Consider the following 20,400-nt stretch of genomic DNA (forward strand, 5'->3'; position numbering starts at 1 on the left):
CGCCCAAGGCGCGGCCCGATCGCTGACGGGCTGTCCGCCACGATCTCCACGCCCTCCGGCTCCAATCCACTGCCTCGGGTGCCGGCAGTGGCGGTGCTGTCGCTGGGACGACGTGGAAAAGTGCGTCAGGACCTCAGGTCGCGCCGGGTGTATGACCATGTGCTTGCGGCCCCAGTGGCGAAGGCGGCGCCGAGCATGACGGCGGTCCCTGCCCAGTTCGGTGTTGCGTCCGGCACGGCGGCGAGGTGCCGGTAGGCCGACAACCACCCGACCCAGGCAGGGGCGTGAACGCTGTCGGCGGTGACCTTGAGCAGGAATCCGCCTGCGGTGGGCAGCATGCCGATGGTGGCCACGGTGCGGGGCGCCAGGCCGAGCGCGAGGCTGGCGGCTGCGGCGCCGAGCAGCGCGACCGGCAGCACATTGGCGGTGCCGGCGAGGGCGGCGGCAATGGACAGGTCGGCGCCGACCACCGTCGCCCCGACCCACGTCGCAACCGCGGCCACAACAGCGAGCGCGGCGGCGCCGGCCACGGTGGTGCTGATTTCGGCGGTCAGCAGCCGGGCGCGGGTGACCGGTCCGGCGTGCAGCAGGGTCAGCCGTCCGGCGGTTTCCGCGGCGGCGAAGGCGGCCAGGCGGGCGGTGGCGAAGGCGCCGATCGGGATAGCGAGCAGCGCGAACAGGGTGGCGGTGTAGCCGCGGACGTTCCCGAGTCCGGCGAAGCCGGCCTGGGCGGCGAGGTCGGCGAAGCGGGGGTTGTCGGTGAGGAAGCCGGTGAGGGAGTCGGCGAGCAGGCCGATCAGCAGGAAGTACGCGCCGATGCCCATCGACCAGCCGGCGAGGGGCTGCGCCATGCGCCGGACGGCGAAGGCGCCGACCGAGCCGAGCAGCCACCGGCGGGGTGCCCGGCCGGCGGGCGGGCGCAGCAGTCCGGCCCGGATGTCCCGCGTTGCCGCCAGGGCCAGCGCGGTGTACGCCAGCACCGCCGCGGCAAGCGCGAGCACGAGCAGCGGAGCCCAGCGGTCGTCCCGGTAGGGACGGGTCAGCGCCAGCGGCCCGTACGGAGGCAGCCAGCGGAGCCAGGCCAACGCCGGCACGCCGTCGCCCACCATGCGGGCCAGCAGCCCGACGCCGAGGAAGGCCAGGGTGGCGCCGCTGGCCCCGGCGCGAGTGGGGAGGACCTGCGCGGCGCAGGCCGCCACCGCGACGGCGAACGTGCCGGCCAGGGCCAGGCCGGTGGCGTGCAGCAACGCCCCGACCGGCGCAGTGCCGGCGGCCGACAACGCCCCGGCGAGCAGGATCCCGGTCAGCGCCATCGCCGCGGCGAACACGGCGAGGTGTCGGCCCAGGACGCTCGCCGGCGTCAGCCGGCCGGCGAGCAGCAGGTCCCACCGGCCGTTCTCCTCCTCGCCCCGGGTCAGCCGGGTGGTCGCCAGCGCAGCCCAGGTGGTGAGCAGGACGGCGAGGACGGTGCCGGTGCGCCAGACGGTGAACCCACCGGCGGTGTCCAGGGCGACGGGTTCACCGAACAGGGTGCGGATCGCCGGGTTGCCGGCGAGCGCGGCCAGCGCTTGGGCAGCCGTGGCGTCGCCGACGGTGCGGGTGTAGGTGGTGACGACGAGGGTGGACATGCCGACGGTCACCGCCGCGACGAGGAGCGCCGGACGGCGCACCTGGCGTGTCGCGAGGCGGGTGACCGCACGGCGGGCCGCGTCCGGCTGGGAGAGGCTCATCGGTCGGCCCGGCCGTAGTAGTCGAGGAAAATCTCCTCGAGGCTCGGCTCCCGCACGGTGAGGGTGGTGACGTCGGCGGCGGCGAGGGCGCGCAGCGCCGCAGCGGGCGGCCCGGCCAGGGAGAACCGCAGCATCCCATCCGCTTGGTCGAGCAGTTCGATACCGGGCACGTCGCTCAGATTCGGGGCGAGACCGGTGAACTGTGCCATGACCTCGCTGCGGTGCAGCCGCCGCAGCTCGGGCACCGTCGCAACGTCGACGAGCCGACCGGCCCGCAGGATCGCTACCCGGTCGCAGACGGCCTCCACCTCGGCCAGTTGGTGGGAGCAGAGGAAGACCGTCTGCCCGTTCTCGCGCGCCTCGGTGACGGCCCGGCGGAACTGCAGTTCCATCAGCGGGTCCAGGCCGCTGGTCGGTTCGTCGAGCACCAGCAGGGAGGCGCGGGTGGCGAACGCGGCGACGAGCGCCACCTTCTGCCGGTTGCCCGTGGAGTAGGTGCGGGCCGGTCGGGACAGGTCGAGGTCGAACCGGGCGACGAGGTCGTCGCGGTAGTCGGAGTCGATGCCCGGGCCGGTGGCGGCGAGCAGGTCCAGCAGTTCCGCGCCGGTCAGCTGCGGCCAGAGCGCCACATCGGCCGGCACGTACGCCAGCAGCCGGTGCGCGGCGGCGACGTCGCCGGCGTCGACGTCGAAGATCCAGGCGCGGCCTGCGGTGGGACGGGCCAGGCCAAGCAGCAGGCGGATGGTGGTGGACTTGCCGGCGCCGTTGGGGCCGAGGAATCCGAACACCTCACCGGCGTTCACGGTCAGGTTCAACCCGTCGAGAGCGCGGACCGCTCCGTAGTGTTTGCTCAGCTGGTCGGTGCGGATGGCGGGGATGGGCACGGCGGGCCTTCCGACGTATGCGGATCAGGACTGCCGACCAGGCTTCCCGGCGCACCGCCCATCACCGTACTCACAGTTCGGTACGTGCGGAAGTCACCGACGTGCCTGGCATGACGGGTCGAGCCTGGTTGAGTTCGGGCAGCCTCCCGACGCAACTGCGAGGAAGCCGACGTGGGTGCACGCGCCGTCCCGGGCGTGGGCGTGCGCCGACCGCCAGCCTGCCCGGCCAAGGCCCGCCGAGACATCGCATGCTGCCTCAGGCGGTGCTGGCCCTCGCCGTCAGGCGCGTCGGCGTCGTTGGTCGAGCGCTCAGGTCCGATCAGGCCAGATGACGCTCCCCACCGGCTGACCGTAATTGCTGTCGCACGGCCGATGGTGCGTGGCTCAGAACGATCTCCGTGCCCTCCCGCGACGCTGTCCGAATCACCGCGAGCACTGCCTCGGCCGTACCCGGCTCCAGCTCCAGCAGTCCGGACAGGTCCACTTCCATGCGACTCGGGCGGTGTGCGCGCAGCAGACGGCCGACGGCGCCGGCGAAAGCGCTGGTGTCGGCGCGACCGAGCGAGCCGCGCAGGATCAGCACCACGGTGCCGGCGGCCCGGGTGGTCGACGTGATCGACAGTGACGACATCAGCGCCCTTCGCCATGACGGCGGTCCCGGGTCCGGGCGAATCGGCAGGCCGGAGCGACAGGCGTGGCAGGGGAGGCCGCCACCGGGCCAGCGGGCATCACACCTTGTGGACAGTGTGGATTCACCGGCGGCCACGACCCCGGACGAACAGCGCCAGCGCGTTGCACACGTCGAAGACGCCGGGAATGTCCCAGGCGAGCTCCGCGGCGGCCCGCCGGGTCGCCTGGTCGGTGACCATGCCGGTCAGGATGACCACCCGGTTTTGCACGGTCACCGCGATCTGCTGCCGGCGGGTGGTCCAGTCGATACTCAGCCGCTGAGCCACCAACGCCGCGAGGCGCAGGTCCTCCTCCAGCGGGTGATGACCGCTGGGGAAGGGATTGTGCTCGGGATAGGGCCAGGGCATCACCGTGCCGCCTCCTTCGTCGGGGCCGGCCGGGTCGATACCCCGACTGTTCGGGTGCAGTGCCGGAAGGCGGCGGTACGGGTGGGGAAGACGGGGAAGACCTGCTCCAGTCGCATGGTGTGCAACACGGTCAGGACGAATCGGGACGGCGCTACCAGACACAGCGCCCGCCCCTCCTGCCGTGCGTCCTGGTGGGCCCGAACGAGCAGGCCCAGGCCCACGGAGTCGATCGTGGCCACCTCGCCCAGATCGACGAGCACCTGCGGGCCGAGGGTGACCGCTTCGGACAACGCGCGCCGCACCGACTCCGCCGCGTCCAACTCTGCAATCGGCCGATCTTCCTGCACGTCCAGGTCATCGATGCCCAGGGGGTTCTTCAGGTCCGACTCGCTGCCGCCCAGCTCGGGGCTGAGTGAGCATCGGGGGCAGTGGTGCGGCCCGGAGGCGAAGGCTGAGCCGGTCCACCCGTTGTCGAAGACCAGCGTCCAGACCACCTCGGCGTCGGGCAGGACATGAGCCGCCCCGGTGACCGTGTCACCGCAGCCGTCGCAGATCATGCTCATCAGGTTCTCCGCCGGTACAACCGTCATGCCTGTCCCCTCATCGGCCGGCCTCCCCGCATCCGGCCGCCGCCCTTGAGATCCTCTGATCGGTCGACCTGATGACCCGCCCTCTCCGGCGTCCGCCGACGTCCGGCGGTAAACACCCCGAGGACGACCGCGGGAACGGCGAAGCCCACCTGGGCCAGCAACCGGTGCGGTGCCCACTGTTCGACGTCGACGCCGATCAGACGGGCGGTGACGGAACCCAGCAGCGCCGCGGCCACGCCGAGCGCAACGGTCAGCCACACCGGAGCGGCCTTCGGACCGGGCAGGACGAGCCGCCCCACCAGGCCGATGCCGAGTCCGACGCCCAGAGCGCTGAGGAGCGCGCTGACACTCACGAATCTCTCCTCTCCGTCACGGTCAGGACGCTGCCGGGGTGACCCGCGCCCGTCCCCGCACCGTGTCCAGCGGGCCGGCCGAGGTCCGGCCTCGCGGCGGCGGTGACGGCGAAGGTGAAGGCGACGCGACGGTCCCCAGCGCCTCGTTCAGGTGGGCGATGTCGAGGATCCGCCGGATGCGCGGGTGCGGGGCACGCAGGGTGAGGACGCCGCCGCCACGGCTCAACCGGCGTTGGACGTCCAGGAGCAGGCCGATGGCCGCCGCGTCGATGTGCCGGCACTCGGACAAGTCGATCACCACCTCCGCTGGCTGCAGGGACAGCACCCGGTCCAGAACCGCGCCGACCTCGGACAGGTTGGGCAGGTCGAGATCCTCGACGATGTCGAGTTCGACCCGGGGCACCCGATACTCCGGTGGGAGTGGGTGATGGGCAGTCACTGACGGCTCCTCTGGTTCGGTCCGTTGCGTCCGAATCACCCACCACTCTGCGTGCCGATCGTGGAGGTCATTCCGCGGGTTCATGACAGTTGCGTGACAAAACCGCCGGTGCCGGCGCTGGGTTGGGCATCCAAGTGCGGACCAGGGATGATGCCGCTATGACGGCCGTACTGGTGATCGAGGATGACGACCGGATCCGGCTGGCGCTACTGCTCGCGCTGGAGGAAGAGGGTTACGCCGCGTACGGCGCGGCCAGCGCCGAGGAGGGACTTCGGCGGCACCAGCAGGAACCTGCCGACAACATCCTGGTCGATCTGATGCTGCCCGGACTCGACGGATTCGAGTGCATCCGGCAGCTGCGCCGGGACGACGACGTACCCATCGTGGTGGTCAGCGCCCGGGACGACACGCACGACATCGTGGCGGCGCTGGAAGCCGGCGCGGACGACTACGTGGTCAAGCCCGTGGCAATCAAGGAGCTCTCGGCCCGCCTACGGGCCTTGCGCCGGCGGGCACGGGCTACGTCCCCGGTGTCCGTCCAGGTCTTCGGTGATCTGGAGATCAGCGCCGAGGCCGGCGAGGTGCGGGTCAGTGGGCGTCCGGTCGCCTTGACCAGGACGGAGTTCCGCCTGCTCTGCGAGCTGGCGCTGCACGCCGGCAAGGTGCTGTCCCGCCAGCAGCTCCTGCAACGCGTATGGGGCTACGACACGGGCGACGAGCGGCTGGTCGACGTGCACGTCGGCCGCCTGCGGCAGAAGATCGAGCAAGATCCGGCCAACCCCCGGCACCTGGTGACCCTCCGCGGTCTCGGCTACAAGCTGCAGCGATGAACCGGCTCGGACTACGAACCCGGGTCACCGCCGCGTTCGCCGTCGGCGCGTCGCTGCTCGCCGCCGCCATGGCCCTCTTCTCGTACGACCTGACCCGCCGCTCGCTGCTGGAGGAGCGTGAACGTACCGCCGTGCGGGCGGCCTTCTTCGACGCGGCGGTCGTCCGGTCCGGCCTGGACACCGACGCGCCCGACATCGCCGCGGTGCTCGGCTCCCTGGACACGGGCAGCACCCGGCGACCCCTGTTGCAGCGCGACGGGCAGTGGTATGCGCGGAGCGCCGAGATCGGCGGGAGTTCCATTCCCGATGACCTGCGGCGCACGGTCGCCTCTGGTACGCCCGCCGTTCAACGGGTCCGCTCCGAGGGCCAGCCCGTCCTGCTCGTCGGTGTTCCAATCTCGTCGACGGTCAGCTACTACGAGATCACCTCACTTCGCGAGGTCGAGCAGACCTTTCAGCTGGTGGCGCTGACCCTCACCGCCGTGGCGATCATGGTCGCCGGCTCCGGCGCCGCCCTTGGTTGGTATGCCACCCGGCACAGCCTGCGCCCACTGACCGCCGTCGCGGACGCCGCCGAGCGGATCGCGGCCGGTGACCTGGAAACCCGGCTGGACACCGCCACCGACCCGGACCTCGCGCGCTTCTCCACCTCCTTCAACCACATGGTCGAGCAGTTGGCCCGGCACCTGGAACGGAACCGGCGCTTCGCCGCCGACGTCAGTCATGAGCTGCGCTCGCCACTCCAGACCCTCGCGGCGGCGGCGAGCGTGCTGCAGCGTCGTCGGGAGCACCACGACGAGCGGACGGCGATGGCGGCCGGTCTGGTCGCCGATGAGATCAGCCGCTTCCAACGACTGGTCGACGACCTCATCCAACTGGCCCGCACCGAGCAGCCCGCGAACCGGGAACGCGTGGACGTCGCGGACCTCTCCAGGGAGGTTTGCCGCAACCAGGGACTGCCCGAGCGCTTGGTGCAGGCGTCGTCCGCCCGCACGGCCTGGCGGGTCGACCGCCGCCGGGTGGTGCAGATCCTCCACAACCTCGTGGAGAACGCCGTCCGGTACGGCGGGGGACCGGTCGCAATTCGCCTGAGCTGCGGCGCCAATGGCATCGGGGTCATCGAGGTCGACGACGCCGGGCCGGGGGTGCCCGTGCAGGACCGGGAGGTGGTGTTCGACCGGTTCGTCCGCGGCCGGGCGGCGCACGCCCGCGCCGGCACCGACGGAACAGGTCTCGGGCTGGCGCTGGTTGCCGAGCACGCGGCAGCGCACGGCGGCCGAGCGGTCGTGACCGACCGTCCCGGCGGCGGCGCCCGGTTCCAGGTGCTTCTGCCGGGATGTGTCGGATGACGTACCGATGGTTGATCATGATTTGCGGCGTCATGCTCGCCGCGGGATGCGGCGTGCCGGTCGACGATGCTCCCCGCCGCGTGTCGGCACCGCCAGGCCCGTTCGCCGCGCCGGCCGCCGGCACCGCCCCGACCAGCGCCGGCCGGGTCGCCGAACCCTTCTGCTTCGTGCGCGACGATCGCCTGGTTCGTGTCGTTCGCCCCGTGGACTACCTGCCCGACATCGCGACTCACCTGGGCCATCTGCTGGCCGGGCCCGCGCAGGCCGACCGGGAGGCCAGGCTGACCAGTGCGCTGACCGGTACCGCCCTGCAGGCGGGTGCGCGGCTGACCGGTGGTATCGCCGAGGTCGAGGTCGCCGGAGCAGCCGAGGATAGCGGGCGCAGCGATGAGATCCTGGCCTTCGGCCAGATCGTCTGCACGCTCACCAGCCGTGCCGACGTACACGCCGTCTCCTTCCGTCGCGACGGTCAACCGCTGGAGGTGCCCCGCGCCGACGGATCACTGACCACGGACCCGCTCGGCGTGGCCGACTACCGGCCGCTGATGGCGGCTCGCTAACGGCCTATCCGGCCCCCGACGCCAGCTGCGGTTCTCGGGCTGATCGACCTACCCCGCCGCGAGGTGTCCGTACTGACGCTGGAGGCGAGGCGGGTCCTGTTGACCATTACGCTGATGGCGGTCGCCCTGACGAGCATCGCCGGAACGACGGCACCAAGACCGCCACGACCAGGTGCACGTTCGACCCTCTGGACCGTACGGCAACCAAGACGAACGCTGTGACCAGCCGCCATGCTGCGCGGCCTCGTCAACAGGGCGGGGTCGCGCTACACCCGTGCGATCAGCGGGCATCGCGGCGAACGCATTGCTGAGCCCGTCTGAGGGTGGAGCGAGGACTCCCATTGATCGAGGCACCATAGGGACCCTTCCGGGTTGCCGTGCTGGCCTGGCGTGCGGGACGCGCGATCTTGCTGCGGCTGGCGCGGACGGTGGTCGAGCAGCCTTCCGCAGGCTCCGCCTCCGGCATCGGGAGCGCTACCTCGGCCTACTGATCGGCTCTGCTCAGATCCGGGCTCAACGAGTCGCTGCCGTCGTCGAGGTCACCAACCAGCGAGTCCGGGGCACGCATGCGCCACGCGTCGGTGACGAGCTCCTTCAGACGATCGACGCTCACCCGCGCCAACCGCAGCATGACCAGGGGCAATCCGTCATACGCCGGCGTGGTGAAGAAAACCTCCGGCTCGCCGAGGAGTAACGCCTGCTTCTCCGCTTCGTCGCCGACGTACAGCACCGCGACATCGGTCCGAATGCGACGCGGCGTACCGGGTCTGCGCTCCGGGTAGGACCAGACGAACCCCTTGTCGGCGACCCGGAAGTCGAAGCCTTCACTGTCGATCTCGACCACGTGAGGCAGCGCCAGCGCCAGCTGACGGACATCGTCGGCGTCAGCCATCGAGGTCGCTCCAGGAAACCGCCCCCTGCATCCGTACAGCCTAACCACCGCGCCGCTCCGCCCTCGGCCCGCAACAGCAAGACGACCCGCCGGAAGTGACGGCGCCACCTGCGGACCGCGCAGAATCAACAGGATTCATCTGCCGACGAAGCGAACGATCTCGCAAGCCCTCAGCGATTGTCTCCAGCAGGGACAGTTCCCTTCCGGTGGAGGCATCGGGTCGTGGCGTGACCAACGGTCCCCGCAACCCCGCCGAGAACCGCGACGTCTGTGACCAACATCGGCGGCGGGCTGGAGGCGGCGGAGGATGGCATGAGGGAGTGGCAAAGATCGCACCAGCCATACATCGATTTCATTGTCATGCCGTCGTCGGCCACTACGATCGATACAGTGTCGCGTTACAGACTGTCACCCCGCGGATCGACGCCGCCGCGCCTCCGCACGGCCTTGAACGGCACCTCGCCTCTCGGCACGTCCACTGTGGGGCCGGTCCTCGAAGCTCCCGCCGAGCTGCCGCCGCTGCGGGGGCGTGGCCACGAGCTCACCGCGGTGGCCGAATTCCTCGACGGCCTCTCGATGCGCCACGGTGCGGCCATGCTCGCCGAGGGCGAGGCCGGGATCGGGCGCAGCGCGCTGCTGGCACGTGCGGCGGAGCTGGCGACCCTGCGGGGATACGCCGTGGCACGGGTGGCGGCGGACGTGCTCGAACAGCGCATCCCGCTGGGTGCCGCGCGGCAGGTGTTCCAGACGCTCGATCGTGATCGGTCCGACTCGTGGCCCGGTGGCGGGTCGCTCGGCGTCGGCGGGCTGTACGAGTTCTTCGACCGGTGGTGGGCGGTGGTGGCCCGCACGACGTCCCACACGCCGCTGCTGATCGTGGTGGATGACCTGCACTGGTCCGACGATCTCTCGCTGCGGTGGCTGGCCTACCTGCTGCGCCGGTGCCAGTCGACGGCGGTCGGGGTGCTCGCGGCGGTGCCCGCCGGGGAACGCGCGGGCAGACCCCTGTTGGCCGAGGTGACCGGGCGGCTGCGTCGTCTCTCGCTGGCCGGTCTCGACCGCGGGGCCATCGCCCGGGTCGCGCGCGAGGCGTTGGCCACCGAACCCGACGAGGAATTCGTGGCCGTCTGCCAGCACGGCACCGCGGGAAACCCCCGGCTGCTCCACGAACTCCTCACCGAGATCATGGCGCGTGGCGCCCCACCCACGGCGCTGACGGCCCGGCGGATCGGCGAGTTCGCCACACCGGCGATGGCGCACTCCCTGCTCGCCCCGGTGCACCGCGCGGATCCCGCGGCGATCGCGCTGGTGCGCGCCGTCGCCGCGCTGGACGGCTCAGCCGAGCCCGACCTGGCGGCGCGGCTGGCCCGGCTCGACCCGGGACGGGCGGCGCAGGTCGCGGACGGCCTCGTCCGCCGCCGGATCTTTCGCGACGGGCACCCGCTCACCTTCGTCCACCCGCTCCTCGCCACGGCGATCGCCCGGGAGATCGGGCCGGCGAACGCCCGGCGCGCCCAGGCCCGCGCCGCGCGGCTGTTGCACCAGGCGGGTCGCGACGACACCGAGGTGGCCGCGCACCTCGTGCGCGCGTCACCGGCCGGTGAGCCCTGGGCCGTGCCGGTGCTGCGGCAGGCGGCGCGCGCCGCGCTCGCTCAGGGTGACGCCACGACGGCGGTCGGGTACCTGCAGCGGGCTGTCCGGGAGCCTCGGGTCGGACAACCCCACGCGGACCTGCTCGCCGAGCTCGGGGCCGCGGAGCTCCTCGTGGACATGCCCACCGGGATGAAGCGGCTCGCGACGGCGCTGGCCGCGGCCGACGACGAGGCCACCCGCGGGCGGGTGGTGTCCGAGCTGGCGAATGGTCTCCTCGCCGGCAGGAGGGGCGCGGACACGCTGGAGTTGCTCGACGGGGCCGCCGAGCGGGTCGCCGGTCGCGACCCGGAACTCGCTCGGCGCCTACAGCTCCAGGCGCTCTGTGCCACGGTCTCGGATCTGACCCAGGCGCCGGAGCTGGACCGCCGCCTCGGGACACTGGCGCTCGGTGCAGACTCGGGGCCAGCCGTGCGGCGGGCGGTTGCCGCGGCGCGTGCGGTGCAGGAAGGCCGTCTGGGCATCTCGGCCGCGCGTACGGTGGCGCTGGCGCGGCAGGCGCTCGCCGCCGGGCCGCCCGGCTGCTACGACGAGGTCATCCCCTATTGGGCCGCCGTCGTCTCGCTGACCCGGGCCGAGCACCTCGACGCCGCGCCGGCGTTCTGCGCGGACGCCGACCGAAAGGCGCGCGGGCTGGGCTGGCGGCTCAACGAGGCGCTTGCCGCCGCCGTGCGGGGCCGGGTCTGTCACCTGACGGGTTACCTGGTCGATGCCGAACAGTTCGCGCGACGCGCCTTTTCGCTGATGGCCGAGATCGGTGCCGACCCGGACAGGTCGTGGGTGCTGCACGGGTCGATGCTGGTGTACGTCCTCATCGAGCGCGGTCGGTTGGACGAGGCGGAGGCGCTGCTCGGCCGGGGCGGCTTCGCGCCCGGCGTGAGCGGCTCGACGTGGCCGCTGGAGCTGCTCGCCGCGCGCGGTCTTCTGCGGCTGACCCGTGACGATCTCCGCGGTGCGCTGGCCGATCTCCACGAGTACGGCAGGGGGCTGGAGAGCGTCGGGGTGCGCAGCGCCGGGTACGAGCCGTGGCGCGCCTGGGCCGCGCTCGCGCACCACCGCCTGGGTGAGGCGGCCGAGGCGCGGTGGCTCGCCGCCGAGCAGCTCGAGCTGAGCCGCCGATGGGGCAGCTCCCGGGCGCTCGGGATCGCCCTGGGGGCGAGCGGAGTGGTGACCGGCGGCGCCGAAGGGATACGCCTGCTGGGGGAGGCGGTGCTGACGCTGGAGGCGTCGCCGGCCCGGCCGGAACTGGCCAAGGCGCTCCTGGACCATGGCATCGCGCTGCGCGACGCGGGGCGGAGATCCGACGCGCACGAGCAGTTCAGCCGTGCTCTCGCCCTCGCCACCAGGTGCGCGGCCGACTCGGCGGCCCGCCGAGCCCGCGCCGAGCTGCGATTCACGGTTCCCGTACCGGGCATCCGCCGCGCGGGTGGGGAGCCATCCGCACGCCCTGACCGGGCGCTGCTGGTGCGTTGCTTCGGCGGCTTCCACTTCGAGCTCTCCGACCGGCGGCTGGACTGGGCGGCGATCCGTCCCCGGGTGCGCACCCTGCTGCGGTTCCTGGGCGTACACGCGCAACGGCCGGTCCACCGGGAGCGCATCCTGGCGGCCCTGTGGCCGGAGTTGCCCACCAAGGCGGGTATCCGCAACCTGCACGTGGGCATCTCCACCCTGCGCACGTTTCTGGAGCCGGGAGTGGGCCGGGCAGCGTCGCGGTTCATCCGCCGCGACGGTGAGTCGTACCTGCTCGTCGTCCCCGACGGGGGCCTCTGTGACGTGCGGGTCTTCGAGGAGTCGGTGACGACGGCGCGTCGGGCCCTGGCCGCGGGCCGCGTGGAGGTGGCGGCGGACGGGCTGCGTGGCGCGCTCGCGCACTACTCGGGTGACCTGCTGCCCGAGGACGGTCCGGCGGAGTGGGTCGTCGTCGAACGCGACCGGTACCGGGTGATGGCCGCCGAGTCGGCGGCGGTGCTCGCCGGGATCGAGCTGGACGCCGGGCGGCACGACGCCGCCATCGACGCGGCGCGCCGCAGCGTACAACTGGACCGGTTCCGCGACGAGGCCTGGCGTACGCTCGCGTCGGCGTACCGGGACAGCGGCGACGCGGCGGCGGCCGAGCGGACGTGGCGCGCGTACGAGGCCGTGCTGGAGTCGCTCGGCGTCACCGGGGAGGCGGGCAGGGACCCCGACGGCAGGTCGCGCGCTCCGAACCCCTTCCCCCGGACGCTGCACGCTCACGGGCGCTTGAAGAACTCGACCTCGCCGAGGGCCACCCGGCGGCCACGCGCGGCGCCGTAGTCCGTACCGATGGTGAGACGGACGCGGACCACATCGCCGACGACCCAGTGGAACTTCTGCTCCCCGGGCCGGTCCGCCAGGCGCAGCGTCCTGCGCAGCTGACGCCCGTCCTGCGTCCAGGCGGTCAGCTCCAGTTGTGCCGGGCGTGCCTGCGTGAGGAACACCTCCTGTTCGGTGGCGGCGCCGGCATGCACGATCAGGTCGAGCAGCCGGAACGGTGCGGGGAACGTGAGCTCCACGTACTCGCCCGTGGCGGCGCCGGTCGTCGCCGGTGCCCAGTACCGGTTGCTCAGCCCGTCGGCGACGGACGCGGCCGGGTGCGCGCGTGCCGAGCTTGAGGCATGCACCGAGACCGGGTGCACCGGTTGGGGTTTGGCGATCCGGTCGCGTACCGCGTCGGTGGCCTTGCGACCGAGCACGACGGCTCCGTACCCGAGGCCGGCCAGGAGCGCGAGGACGAGCAGCCAGGTGAGCAGCCGGCCGAGCAGGCCCCACCGTCGGCGACGTCTCGGCAGGCGCCAGCGCCGCCACCACGGCGGCCGGGCAGCCTGCTGTGCGGTGCTGACGAGGCTCGCGCCGCAGCGGCGGCAGAAGCTGCGTCCGCGGGCGTTGCCGGTGTCGCAGACCGGGCACAGGAGATCGTCCGGGCCGGCGCCGTCGTCGGCGTGGGTGCGTACGGTCGGTCGGCGCGCGGCCGGGCGCGCCGGTTGCACCGCGCTCGGCTGGTCGGCCGTGGTCGGTTCGTGACCGTTCAGCGGGTCGGGCGGTCCGGCGCGATCCGGCGATCCCGGGGCTGGTGCCGCTGCCTCGAGCGGCGGGACCGGCGGCGGCGGGGTCCTGGGTGGGGCGGTGACCGCCGGGGCCGGGGCGGGCGGCAGTGCGGAGGTCCCCGCACCGTTCTCCCACGCGAGGAACGTCCCGCAGACGCCACAGAACGCCTCACCGACCGTCACCGGGGAGCCGCATTCGTCGCAGATCCGGGCCGACACGTTCACCCCTGCGCGGGCGTGGAGGCGTCCGTGGCCCCGGCCCCCGCGACGTCGACCGTGTACCGCGCGTGCGCCGGCCGGTTGGCGTCGACCAGCTCGCGCAGCCGCGTCAACGGCACCATGTGCTGGTCTTCCGGCCGTACCCGGACGGTCACCTCGGCCTGCGCCGAACCGGGCAGGTCGGCGCCCGGCGTCGGCGACCATGCGGTGCCGCCGCTGTCGGTCACCTCGACGGTCACTCCGAACGCCACCCGCACCTGCTCGGTGAGGCCCCGCGGCGTGCCACGCATGCCGTGCAGCCGCACCGCGCGCGCCACCGCCTCGCGGCGGCGCTCGACCGGCCAGTCCTGGTCCACGGTCGCCGCCACCCACCCGGCGAGCCAGTCGACGAAGTCGGTCGGCCCGAGCCGCGGATCGACGTACGCGGCCAGGTTGTCCAGCGTCGCGTAGACCGGGGCGACCACGTCGTCCAGCGCGGCGAGCAGGCGTTGGGCGAACTCGTCGGCGGCGTACATCGCCGGCAGTTGGCGCGCCAGCGGATGCGGTGTGCCCAGTCCCTCGACGGCCCCGCGCATGTGAGACTCCCTTCCGTCAGCGCTCGTGCACGCGGACCTGGTGCTCGTACGAGAACACCAGGGCGTGCCGGTCGAGTTCGATGCGGGCCACCGGGTCACCGCGGCGCCCGGTCAGCGGGTCGGCGGGGAAGAGCCGGACCTCCTCCACCAGTTCCGCGCCGGGCAGCCGGTGCAGCACCCCGAAGACCTCGCCGGAGTGCACCGGCCGCCCGAACGGCCATCCCGTCCCGTCCGGCCCGCCGCGCAGCGGACTGAGGTACGCGTACAGTGCCGCGAGCGCGTCGGCGTGCAGCCGCTCCGGGGGTGCGTCCGGCCGGGCGACGAGCCGGGCCACCACCGTGACGCCCTGGTAGTAGGGGGGCTCGACGACCAGCCGGGCACCGATCGCGCGGCGCTGGTCGAGATGCCCGGCGATGCCGGCGAGCATGTCGTCCGGCGGGATCAGCTGCTCGAAGCGGAGCCGTTCGTCCGCGTCTGCCGTCGCCTCGGGCACGACGAGCACGCGTACCCCGCCGCCCTCGGCGCCGTCACCGGCCGGCAGGCACCGGATGCGGGCGGCCGCGGGACACGCCTGGTGCGCGAGGGACTCGTAGTCGCGCGCGGTGACCGCGCGGTTCTGCGCCCGCAACTGCACCGGCCCTCGCAGCTTTGCGCTCTCGACCGTCTCGCCGTCGACTCCGCCGGCGGCCGCCTCCCGGTTCTCCACCTCCGTCACGTACGGCACGGAGGTGCGCAGCACCGACAGCGCTCCGCGCGCCACGTTGCCCTTGCGGCCGCCCCCCGTGCGGTAGCGCCGCACCCGCAGCCGGGCGCCCTTCGCCGGCACCGCCCCGTACCGCAGCAGCGAGCCGTCCGGCTGCCGGACCGCGGGGGCGAAGGAGACCTCGCCGGCCGTGCGGTCCACCACCACGTGGCGGTCGTGGGGACCGGACGGGCCGAACGCGTCGGTCTCGGACCACTCCTGCCAGCCGTCGCCGTCGGAGACCTCGACCACGAACGGCTCGTCGTCGGGGATGACCGGCGTTCGTGCCACGGTGAACCGCTGCCCCGGCACGCCCTCCGACTCGCCCAGCGCCTCGCCGAACACGGTCTCGGCGTGGACGGCGTCGACGGTGCCGCCGACGGTGAACGCGGTGGCCGCCCGCAGGGTGGGCGAGGTGGAGTAGAACGGCTGCCCCGGATCGGCCGGTACGACGCGGCAGCGCAGCCACGCCGCGTGCCGGCCGGCGACGACCGAGGTGGTGTGTGTGGCCGGCACGTGCAGCACCACGTCGCCGGGCCTGTTCAGCCCTCCGGTGTCGTCGCGGTCGACCTCGCAGGCCGTCCAGTCCGCGCCGTTCCACGCCTCCCACACCAGCGGCGGCTGCCGGGGGTCGACGCCGATCCCCTCGACGCGGCTGTCGAGGCTCAGCACCACCGCGCACGACGGCACCGCGGCGGACAGGCCCACGAGCATGGCGTCGCCGACCGCCGGCGTGGGAGAGAAGGCGGCGACGTCACGGCCGTCGAGCAGCTCGTCGGTGAGGTCGACCGGGCGGCCGTCCGCCGGATGCGTACGCAGCCGGGTGAGTTCGCACGGCACGATCGTCAGGTCGGCCGAGGTGGCGAAGACGATCGCCTCCTCGGTTTCGGTGCGCACGGTACCGACCTCCGTGCCGGCCCTCAGCACGACCGGCTGCGTCTGCGGAGCGGACAGCCAGAACGTGACGTCCGCCCGGGCGGCGGTCGGTGGGAACAGAGTGACGCCGATCAGGTCGAGGAACGCCAGGTATGCCTTGTCCGGTACCCGGTTGAGCCGGTAGAGCAGCTGGTCGACCATGTGGGCGAACGCCTCGATCAGCGTCACCCCCGGGTCGGAGACGTTGTGGTCGCTCCACTCGGGGCAGCGCTGCTGGACGAAGCGCTTGGCCTCGTCGACGAGCTGCTGGAACCGGCGGTCGTCGAGGTTCGGGGCGGGCAGCGGCATCAGGCAGTACTTTCCTCGGCGGGTTCGTCGTGGGTGGGGATGACGTAGAACGGGAAGACCAGGTTGCGCGGGTCGTTGGTGCCGCGGATCACGTAGCGGATGTCGATGTAGAGGGTCCCGGCCTCCTCGGCGTCGAAGTCCACCACCACGTCGCGCACCTCGATGCGCGGCTCCCACCGCTCCAGCGACGCCCGCACCTCGAAGGCGACCTGCCCGGCCGTGTTCTCGTCCGCCGGCGCGAAGACGTACTCGTGGATGCCGCACCCGAACTCCGGCCGCATCGGGCGCTCGCCCGGCGCGGTGCCCAGGATCAGGTGGATCGCCTCGACGATCTCGCGCTCGCGGGTCACGAGCGCGATGCCGCCGGTGGCGTCGGTGCGCAGCGGGAATCCCCAGCCCGCCCCGATGAACTGTTCGGCCACGGCTAGCCTCCGATGATCACGTTCGGGGCGCCGGTGCTGATGGTCGCCTGACAGGTGACGCGGTCGCCCCGACGGGCCGCGGGGAAGCCGCCGATGAGCACTTTGCCGGTGGTCGGGGGCGGCGTGGCGGGCAGGACGAGGTTGCCCTGCGCCAGGTACAGGTGCAGCTGGCAGACGCACAGGCTGCCGACCACCGCCGCCGGCTGGCCGGCGATGCGCACGCTCGGTACACCGAGCAGCGGCGAGCCGGCGTTCGCGGGCAGCCCCGGTACGGCCGCGCCGGCCGGCACCCCCAGCGTGCCGTTCGGCGGCCCGGGGGTCAGCGGTGTGCCGAGATGGCTGACGGGGTCGTTGACCCGGGCCGCCTGGGGCATGGCTCCTCCTCTCCTGGCGGACACGTCAGTTGATCCGCACGATCGGTGCCTTGATGTCGACGTCGGCGGTGCCCGACACCGACACCGACCGTCCCGTCAGCGTCAGCGGGCCCCGGCCGGCGTCGAGCGTGATGCCCTGCCCGTTCACCACCACCTCCCGCTTCGCCTCGATCACGACGCTGCCGTCGCTGCGCACGACCACTGACGTGCCCGCCCGGTCGAGGTGGACGACCAGCTTGTCGGCGCCGCTCTGGGTGGTGAGCCGGATGCCCTGGGCCGCCTGCGCCGTGCTGCCGTCGAGCAGTTCCACCCAGTTGCCCCGCCGGGACCTGCGCCCGCGCGAGCCACCCTCGCGGGAGGCCAGCGAGCGCCGGTTGACCGACCCGTCGGCCGGGTTGACCAACGGCAGGTCGTGCGGGCTGGGCTTGTCGACGCCGTTGTAGAGGCCGCCGATCACGTACGGCCGGTCGAGCAGCCCCTGCTCGAAGCCGACCAGCACCTCGTCGCCGACCTCGGGACTGATCACCCCGCCGCCGCCGACCCCGCCGAGCTGCACGGTGCGGACCCAGTCGGTGACGTACTGATCGGAGAGCCACGGGAAGCGCAACTTCACCCAGCCCTGGTCCCGGCGCTCCGGGTGCCGGCGGTCCAGTCCGGCCTTCGTGTCGGTCACGATCCCGATCGCCAACCCGGGTACCCGGGTGACCCGCGCCGCCGCCGACGCGCCGGCGGCGAGGCCGTACGACGAGCGGTCCTGCCGCCCGCTGACGGTGAGCCAGGTTTCGTAGAAGCTGGCCGGGCCGAACACGTGCCGGCTGGCGGTCGTGGTGTACTTGCCCGCGAAGGGGGCGCCGACGTCCTGCAGGGTGAGCGGTGTGCCGGCCCGCAGTCGCGGGTTGCCGCGAATCCCCACCTCCAGCTCGGCGAAGGCCGACGTCACGTCGGAGGCGAGCGCGGTGGCGACGGCCTTCACCTCGGCGTCGGTGCGGTACGGCACGTCGGTGACCAGCAGTTCGGCCTCGCCGAACGGCCGCACGACGTCGCGTGGGGTGACCGAGAGCTGCAGCTCGTCACTGGTGGCGGTGACCGCCTGCCCGCGCAGCTCCTTGCGCTGCTGGACGTCCCAGCCGCGGACGGTGACCCGCGACAGCTGCCCGATCGAGGTGACCGTGGACCGTACGGCCAGCAGGTTCTCGTTCATCTGGACCACGTACGGGCTCTGGCGCGCCGGCGTACCGGCGCCGGGCGCCGTGGCGGCCCGCACCGGCCGTCGGAACGCGAACGTCCCGTCGATCATGACCACCTCGGCGTCGTTGTCGACGGCCAGCATGCGCAGGAACTCCCAGTCCGTCATGTTCGGCTGGGTCACCATCTCGTAGACCGTGGTCGTCGGGTCGATGCGCCCGACCCGCAGTCCGGCCTTCCTGGCCAGCTGGGCCGCGATGTCCGACGCCTTGCTGTTGAAGTAGCTGGCGACCCGGCGGCCCCGCATCAGCCGGTGCGACAGGTCCAGCGCGCGGATCGTGGTGAACGTGCCGGTGCCGTCGAACTCGGTCTCGACCGTGACGACCTCCCCGGTGAACAGCTGCACCGGGGCGGGCTGGTCGCCGGTCCGCGCCGCGGCGGTGAGCTTCGTGCCGATGGTGATGCCGAGTTCCTGCAGCATCCGGCTCTTCTGGTCGCGGTAGCGCAGCGTCGCCGACGCCGGCAGGTTCGTGCTGTCCTCGATCGAGGCGTGCACGAGCCTCGTGTCCCACGCCGGCGGCAGCTCCCGCGGCGCCTTCACGACGAGGTAACTGGTGTAGTTGCCTTCGGACACGGAGCTCTCCTACCCGCGCGCCGGCAGCTCGTCGGTCGCCGGCAGCAGCAGCTCGGTGCCGGCCCGCAGCCGCATCGGGTCGTCGATGTCGTTGGCCTCCGCGATGACCCGCCAGACCGTCGGGTCCCCGTACTCGCGGTGGGCCAGCAGCGCGAGGGAGTCCCCGTCCACCGCCCGGTGCACCCGCCGCGCCGACCGGCTTCCCGACGTCGGGTTCTGGCCGGGCACGTTGCCGCTGATCTCGGTGAGGGTCAGCGAGCACGTCGCGCGCAGCGGCGTGCCGCTGGCGCCGAACAGGGTGTAGGAGGCGTTGACACTGCTGACGTACGCGTAGAAGGACACCGTCTGGAACTGGCCCCAGGCGAACTTCACCCACGGCGGCGACGGCGCCTTCGCCCGGATGCTCGGCGCGGTCGGCACCAGGCACGTCAACAGCTCGTCGACCCGTTGCTGCACGGTACGGGCGTGGGTGTCGGTCACGTCCAGGAACACCTCCAGGCTCAGCGTGCGGGGCCCGGAACCGGTGAACTCCGGAATGCCGACCTCCTCCGCGCCGCGCACGATGTGCGTGATCCAGCTCGCCGACTTGGTGAGGGTCAGCTGGTTGGGGTTGAACATGAACGTGATCGGGCCGCCCAGCGCGCCGCCGGGCCGGCCGCGACCGTCGGTGGGCGGCTGGTAGCGCCGGAGGAACGCGGCGACCTTGCCGGATGCAGCGGTCACGCGCCGACCTCCAGGAAACCGTGGTACGCCAGCTCGATGGTCTCGGTCGCGACCTCGGAGCGGCTCGGGTCGAACGACGGCCCTTCCCAGCTCGCCAGCACCACGTCGGCCAACGCCCACTGCACCAGCACCGCCTTGTCCGGTCGCAGCGCGGCGATCTGGGCGGTGCCCCGTTTGACGCCGCGGGGCAGTTGGGACAGGAACCGCGCGACCTTGGCGGTGTCCGGGGTGAGCGGCCGGGCCAATCTGACGTTGGAGTACGAGATGCGCGAGGGGAGCTGCCACACGAAGCTGTTGTTGCCGCCCTCGGAGTGCTGCTCGACCTCCACCTGGCAGCCGAGCCCCTGACAACTGTTCCAGTCGCCCAGATCCATCCCGTCGATCCTCAGTCGGAAGTGGACGCTCGTACCGGGGTCGACCGTTGCCATGCTCGTCCTCTCCTTGTGCCACTGTCCTTTCGCGTCGCTCGTGCCGGCCGGATCGGGCCGGCACGAGCGTGCCGGCGGCCCTTCACCGACCACCGTCCAGGAGCCGGCCGGTCCGTTCCCGGCCGAGCCGCAGCTCGGCGCGGAGCAGCCGGCCCAGCGGGCCGATCAGCCGGTGCGCCAGCTCGTCGAGGTGGCGGCGGTCGAGTGAGCCGATCAGTTCATCGGCGGCCCTGCCCCCGCCCCGGTGGGGCACGCCGGTGGCGGGCGGCGCGGAAACGCTCCGCTGTACGGGTACCCGGCCGCGCTGGGCGGTCCCGCCCGTGCCCCGCGAGGGGGGCCTCGATGGCGCGGGCGGCGCCGGCGGCGGTCCGCCGGCGCGGGGGGCGGGCGGGCCCGGCGCGGCTGCGGGCTGCCCCGCAGCGGCAGTCGACGCCGGATGGTGCACGGTGGGCAGCGGCCCGGTGGCCGCCGGCCGCTGCCACGTCGGTGCGGCAG

The 20,400-nt window shown here is 72.9% G+C and carries 21 protein-coding genes; 4 read left to right on the forward strand and 17 right to left on the reverse strand.

What is annotated here, in order from left to right:
* Positions 1-125: 125 nt before the first annotated feature.
* The 7 genes from KBX37_RS20835 to KBX37_RS20865 all read right to left on the reverse strand — a co-directional run bounded on the left by KBX37_RS20835 (position 126) and on the right by KBX37_RS20865 (position 5,033).
* Positions 126-1,730 carry a hypothetical protein gene (locus tag KBX37_RS20835; RefSeq protein ID WP_210777609.1) on the reverse strand — a complete coding sequence of 535 codons (1,605 nt, stop codon included), beginning with the start codon at positions 1,728-1,730 and terminating at the stop codon, positions 126-128.
* A complete protein-coding gene (locus KBX37_RS20840) occupies positions 1,727-2,608 on the reverse strand; it encodes an ABC transporter ATP-binding protein (protein WP_210777628.1) in 882 nt (293 codons plus the stop codon). Before KBX37_RS20840 ends, KBX37_RS20835 begins: the two co-directional genes overlap by 4 nt.
* A 325-nt stretch (positions 2,609-2,933) precedes the next feature.
* A complete protein-coding gene (locus KBX37_RS20845; RefSeq protein WP_210777610.1) occupies positions 2,934-3,245 on the reverse strand; it encodes an STAS domain-containing protein in 312 nt (103 codons plus the stop codon).
* Positions 3,246-3,366: 121 nt separating this feature from the next.
* Positions 3,367-3,651: a BON domain-containing protein gene (locus KBX37_RS20850; protein ID WP_210777611.1), complete on the reverse strand. Its 285-nt coding sequence runs from the start codon at positions 3,649-3,651 to the stop codon at positions 3,367-3,369.
* Positions 3,651-4,241, reverse strand: a complete 591-nt coding sequence (locus KBX37_RS20855; RefSeq protein ID WP_210777612.1) for an STAS domain-containing protein — start codon at positions 4,239-4,241, stop codon at positions 3,651-3,653. Before KBX37_RS20855 ends, KBX37_RS20850 begins: the two co-directional genes overlap by 1 nt.
* Complete coding sequence (locus tag KBX37_RS20860) at positions 4,238-4,594, reverse strand: GlsB/YeaQ/YmgE family stress response membrane protein (RefSeq protein ID WP_210777613.1); 357 nt, start codon at positions 4,592-4,594, stop codon at positions 4,238-4,240. The genes KBX37_RS20855 and KBX37_RS20860 overlap by 4 nt, the downstream gene beginning before the upstream one ends.
* 22 nt (positions 4,595-4,616) lie before the next feature.
* Positions 4,617-5,033: an STAS domain-containing protein gene (locus KBX37_RS20865; protein WP_210777614.1), complete on the reverse strand. Its 417-nt coding sequence runs from the start codon at positions 5,031-5,033 to the stop codon at positions 4,617-4,619.
* Between the two features lie 158 nt (positions 5,034-5,191).
* On the opposite strand from KBX37_RS20865, the gene KBX37_RS20870 reads away from it, so the two are divergent.
* From KBX37_RS20870 to KBX37_RS20880, 3 genes are read left to right on the forward strand one after another with little or no spacing between them, the layout of a single operon-like run.
* Positions 5,192-5,863: a response regulator transcription factor gene (locus KBX37_RS20870; protein WP_210777615.1), complete on the forward strand. Its 672-nt coding sequence runs from the start codon at positions 5,192-5,194 to the stop codon at positions 5,861-5,863.
* Entirely contained in the window at positions 5,860-7,212 is a 1,353-nt protein-coding gene (locus KBX37_RS20875) for a cell wall metabolism sensor histidine kinase WalK (protein WP_210777616.1), read from the forward strand. The genes KBX37_RS20870 and KBX37_RS20875 overlap by 4 nt, the downstream gene beginning before the upstream one ends.
* Positions 7,209-7,772: a GerMN domain-containing protein gene (locus KBX37_RS20880; protein ID WP_210777617.1), complete on the forward strand. Its 564-nt coding sequence runs from the start codon at positions 7,209-7,211 to the stop codon at positions 7,770-7,772. The genes KBX37_RS20875 and KBX37_RS20880 overlap by 4 nt, the downstream gene beginning before the upstream one ends.
* Before the next feature lie 484 nt (positions 7,773-8,256).
* Here KBX37_RS20880 and KBX37_RS20885 read toward each other — a convergent pair whose 3' ends face one another.
* Positions 8,257-8,664, reverse strand: a complete 408-nt coding sequence (locus KBX37_RS20885; RefSeq protein WP_210777618.1) for an MmcQ/YjbR family DNA-binding protein — start codon at positions 8,662-8,664, stop codon at positions 8,257-8,259.
* Between the two features lie 390 nt (positions 8,665-9,054).
* Between KBX37_RS20885 and KBX37_RS20890 the strand changes: the two genes are divergently transcribed.
* The gene (locus tag KBX37_RS20890; protein ID WP_210777619.1) at positions 9,055-12,609 is read left to right on the forward strand and encodes a BTAD domain-containing putative transcriptional regulator; all 3,555 of its coding nucleotides are present in this window, start codon (positions 9,055-9,057) and stop codon (positions 12,607-12,609) included.
* On the opposite strand, the gene KBX37_RS20895 is transcribed toward KBX37_RS20890, so the two are convergent.
* The 9 genes from KBX37_RS20895 to KBX37_RS20935 form a co-directional block, all read right to left on the reverse strand.
* On the reverse strand, positions 12,546-13,322 hold the full coding sequence (locus KBX37_RS20895; RefSeq protein ID WP_210777620.1) for a hypothetical protein: 777 nt from the start codon (positions 13,320-13,322) through the stop codon (positions 12,546-12,548). The genes KBX37_RS20890 and KBX37_RS20895 overlap by 64 nt on opposite strands.
* Before the next feature lie 278 nt (positions 13,323-13,600).
* Positions 13,601-14,173, reverse strand: coding sequence for a phage tail protein (locus KBX37_RS20900; protein ID WP_210777621.1), 573 nt, complete (start codon positions 14,171-14,173; stop codon positions 13,601-13,603).
* A 16-nt stretch (positions 14,174-14,189) separates the two neighbouring features.
* Entirely contained in the window at positions 14,190-16,139 is a 1,950-nt protein-coding gene (locus tag KBX37_RS20905; protein ID WP_210777622.1) for a putative baseplate assembly protein, read from the reverse strand.
* Entirely contained in the window at positions 16,139-16,561 is a 423-nt protein-coding gene (locus KBX37_RS20910) for a GPW/gp25 family protein (protein WP_210777623.1), read from the reverse strand. The genes KBX37_RS20905 and KBX37_RS20910 overlap by 1 nt, the downstream gene beginning before the upstream one ends.
* Positions 16,562-16,563: 2 nt before the next feature.
* Positions 16,564-16,935 (reverse strand): PAAR domain-containing protein, encoded by a 372-nt coding sequence (locus KBX37_RS20915; RefSeq protein WP_210777624.1) that lies wholly within the window; start codon positions 16,933-16,935, stop codon positions 16,564-16,566.
* Positions 16,936-16,960: 25 nt separating this feature from the next.
* Entirely contained in the window at positions 16,961-18,754 is a 1,794-nt protein-coding gene (locus KBX37_RS20920) for a VgrG-related protein (protein WP_210777625.1), read from the reverse strand.
* 9 nt (positions 18,755-18,763) lie between these two features.
* Positions 18,764-19,477, reverse strand: coding sequence for a peptidase M23 (locus KBX37_RS20925; protein WP_210777626.1), 714 nt, complete (start codon positions 19,475-19,477; stop codon positions 18,764-18,766).
* Positions 19,474-19,905, reverse strand: a complete 432-nt coding sequence (locus tag KBX37_RS20930; protein WP_210777627.1) for a phage tail protein — start codon at positions 19,903-19,905, stop codon at positions 19,474-19,476. Before KBX37_RS20930 ends, KBX37_RS20925 begins: the two co-directional genes overlap by 4 nt.
* A gap of 82 nt (positions 19,906-19,987) precedes the next feature.
* Positions 19,988-20,400: hypothetical protein (locus tag KBX37_RS20935; protein ID WP_374103806.1), on the reverse strand; the 413-nt coding region annotated here is incomplete at its 5' end.

The sequence above is a fragment of the Micromonospora sp. U56 genome (genome assembly GCF_018070095.1).
Classification (GTDB): domain Bacteria; phylum Actinomycetota; class Actinomycetes; order Mycobacteriales; family Micromonosporaceae; genus Micromonospora; species Micromonospora purpureochromogenes.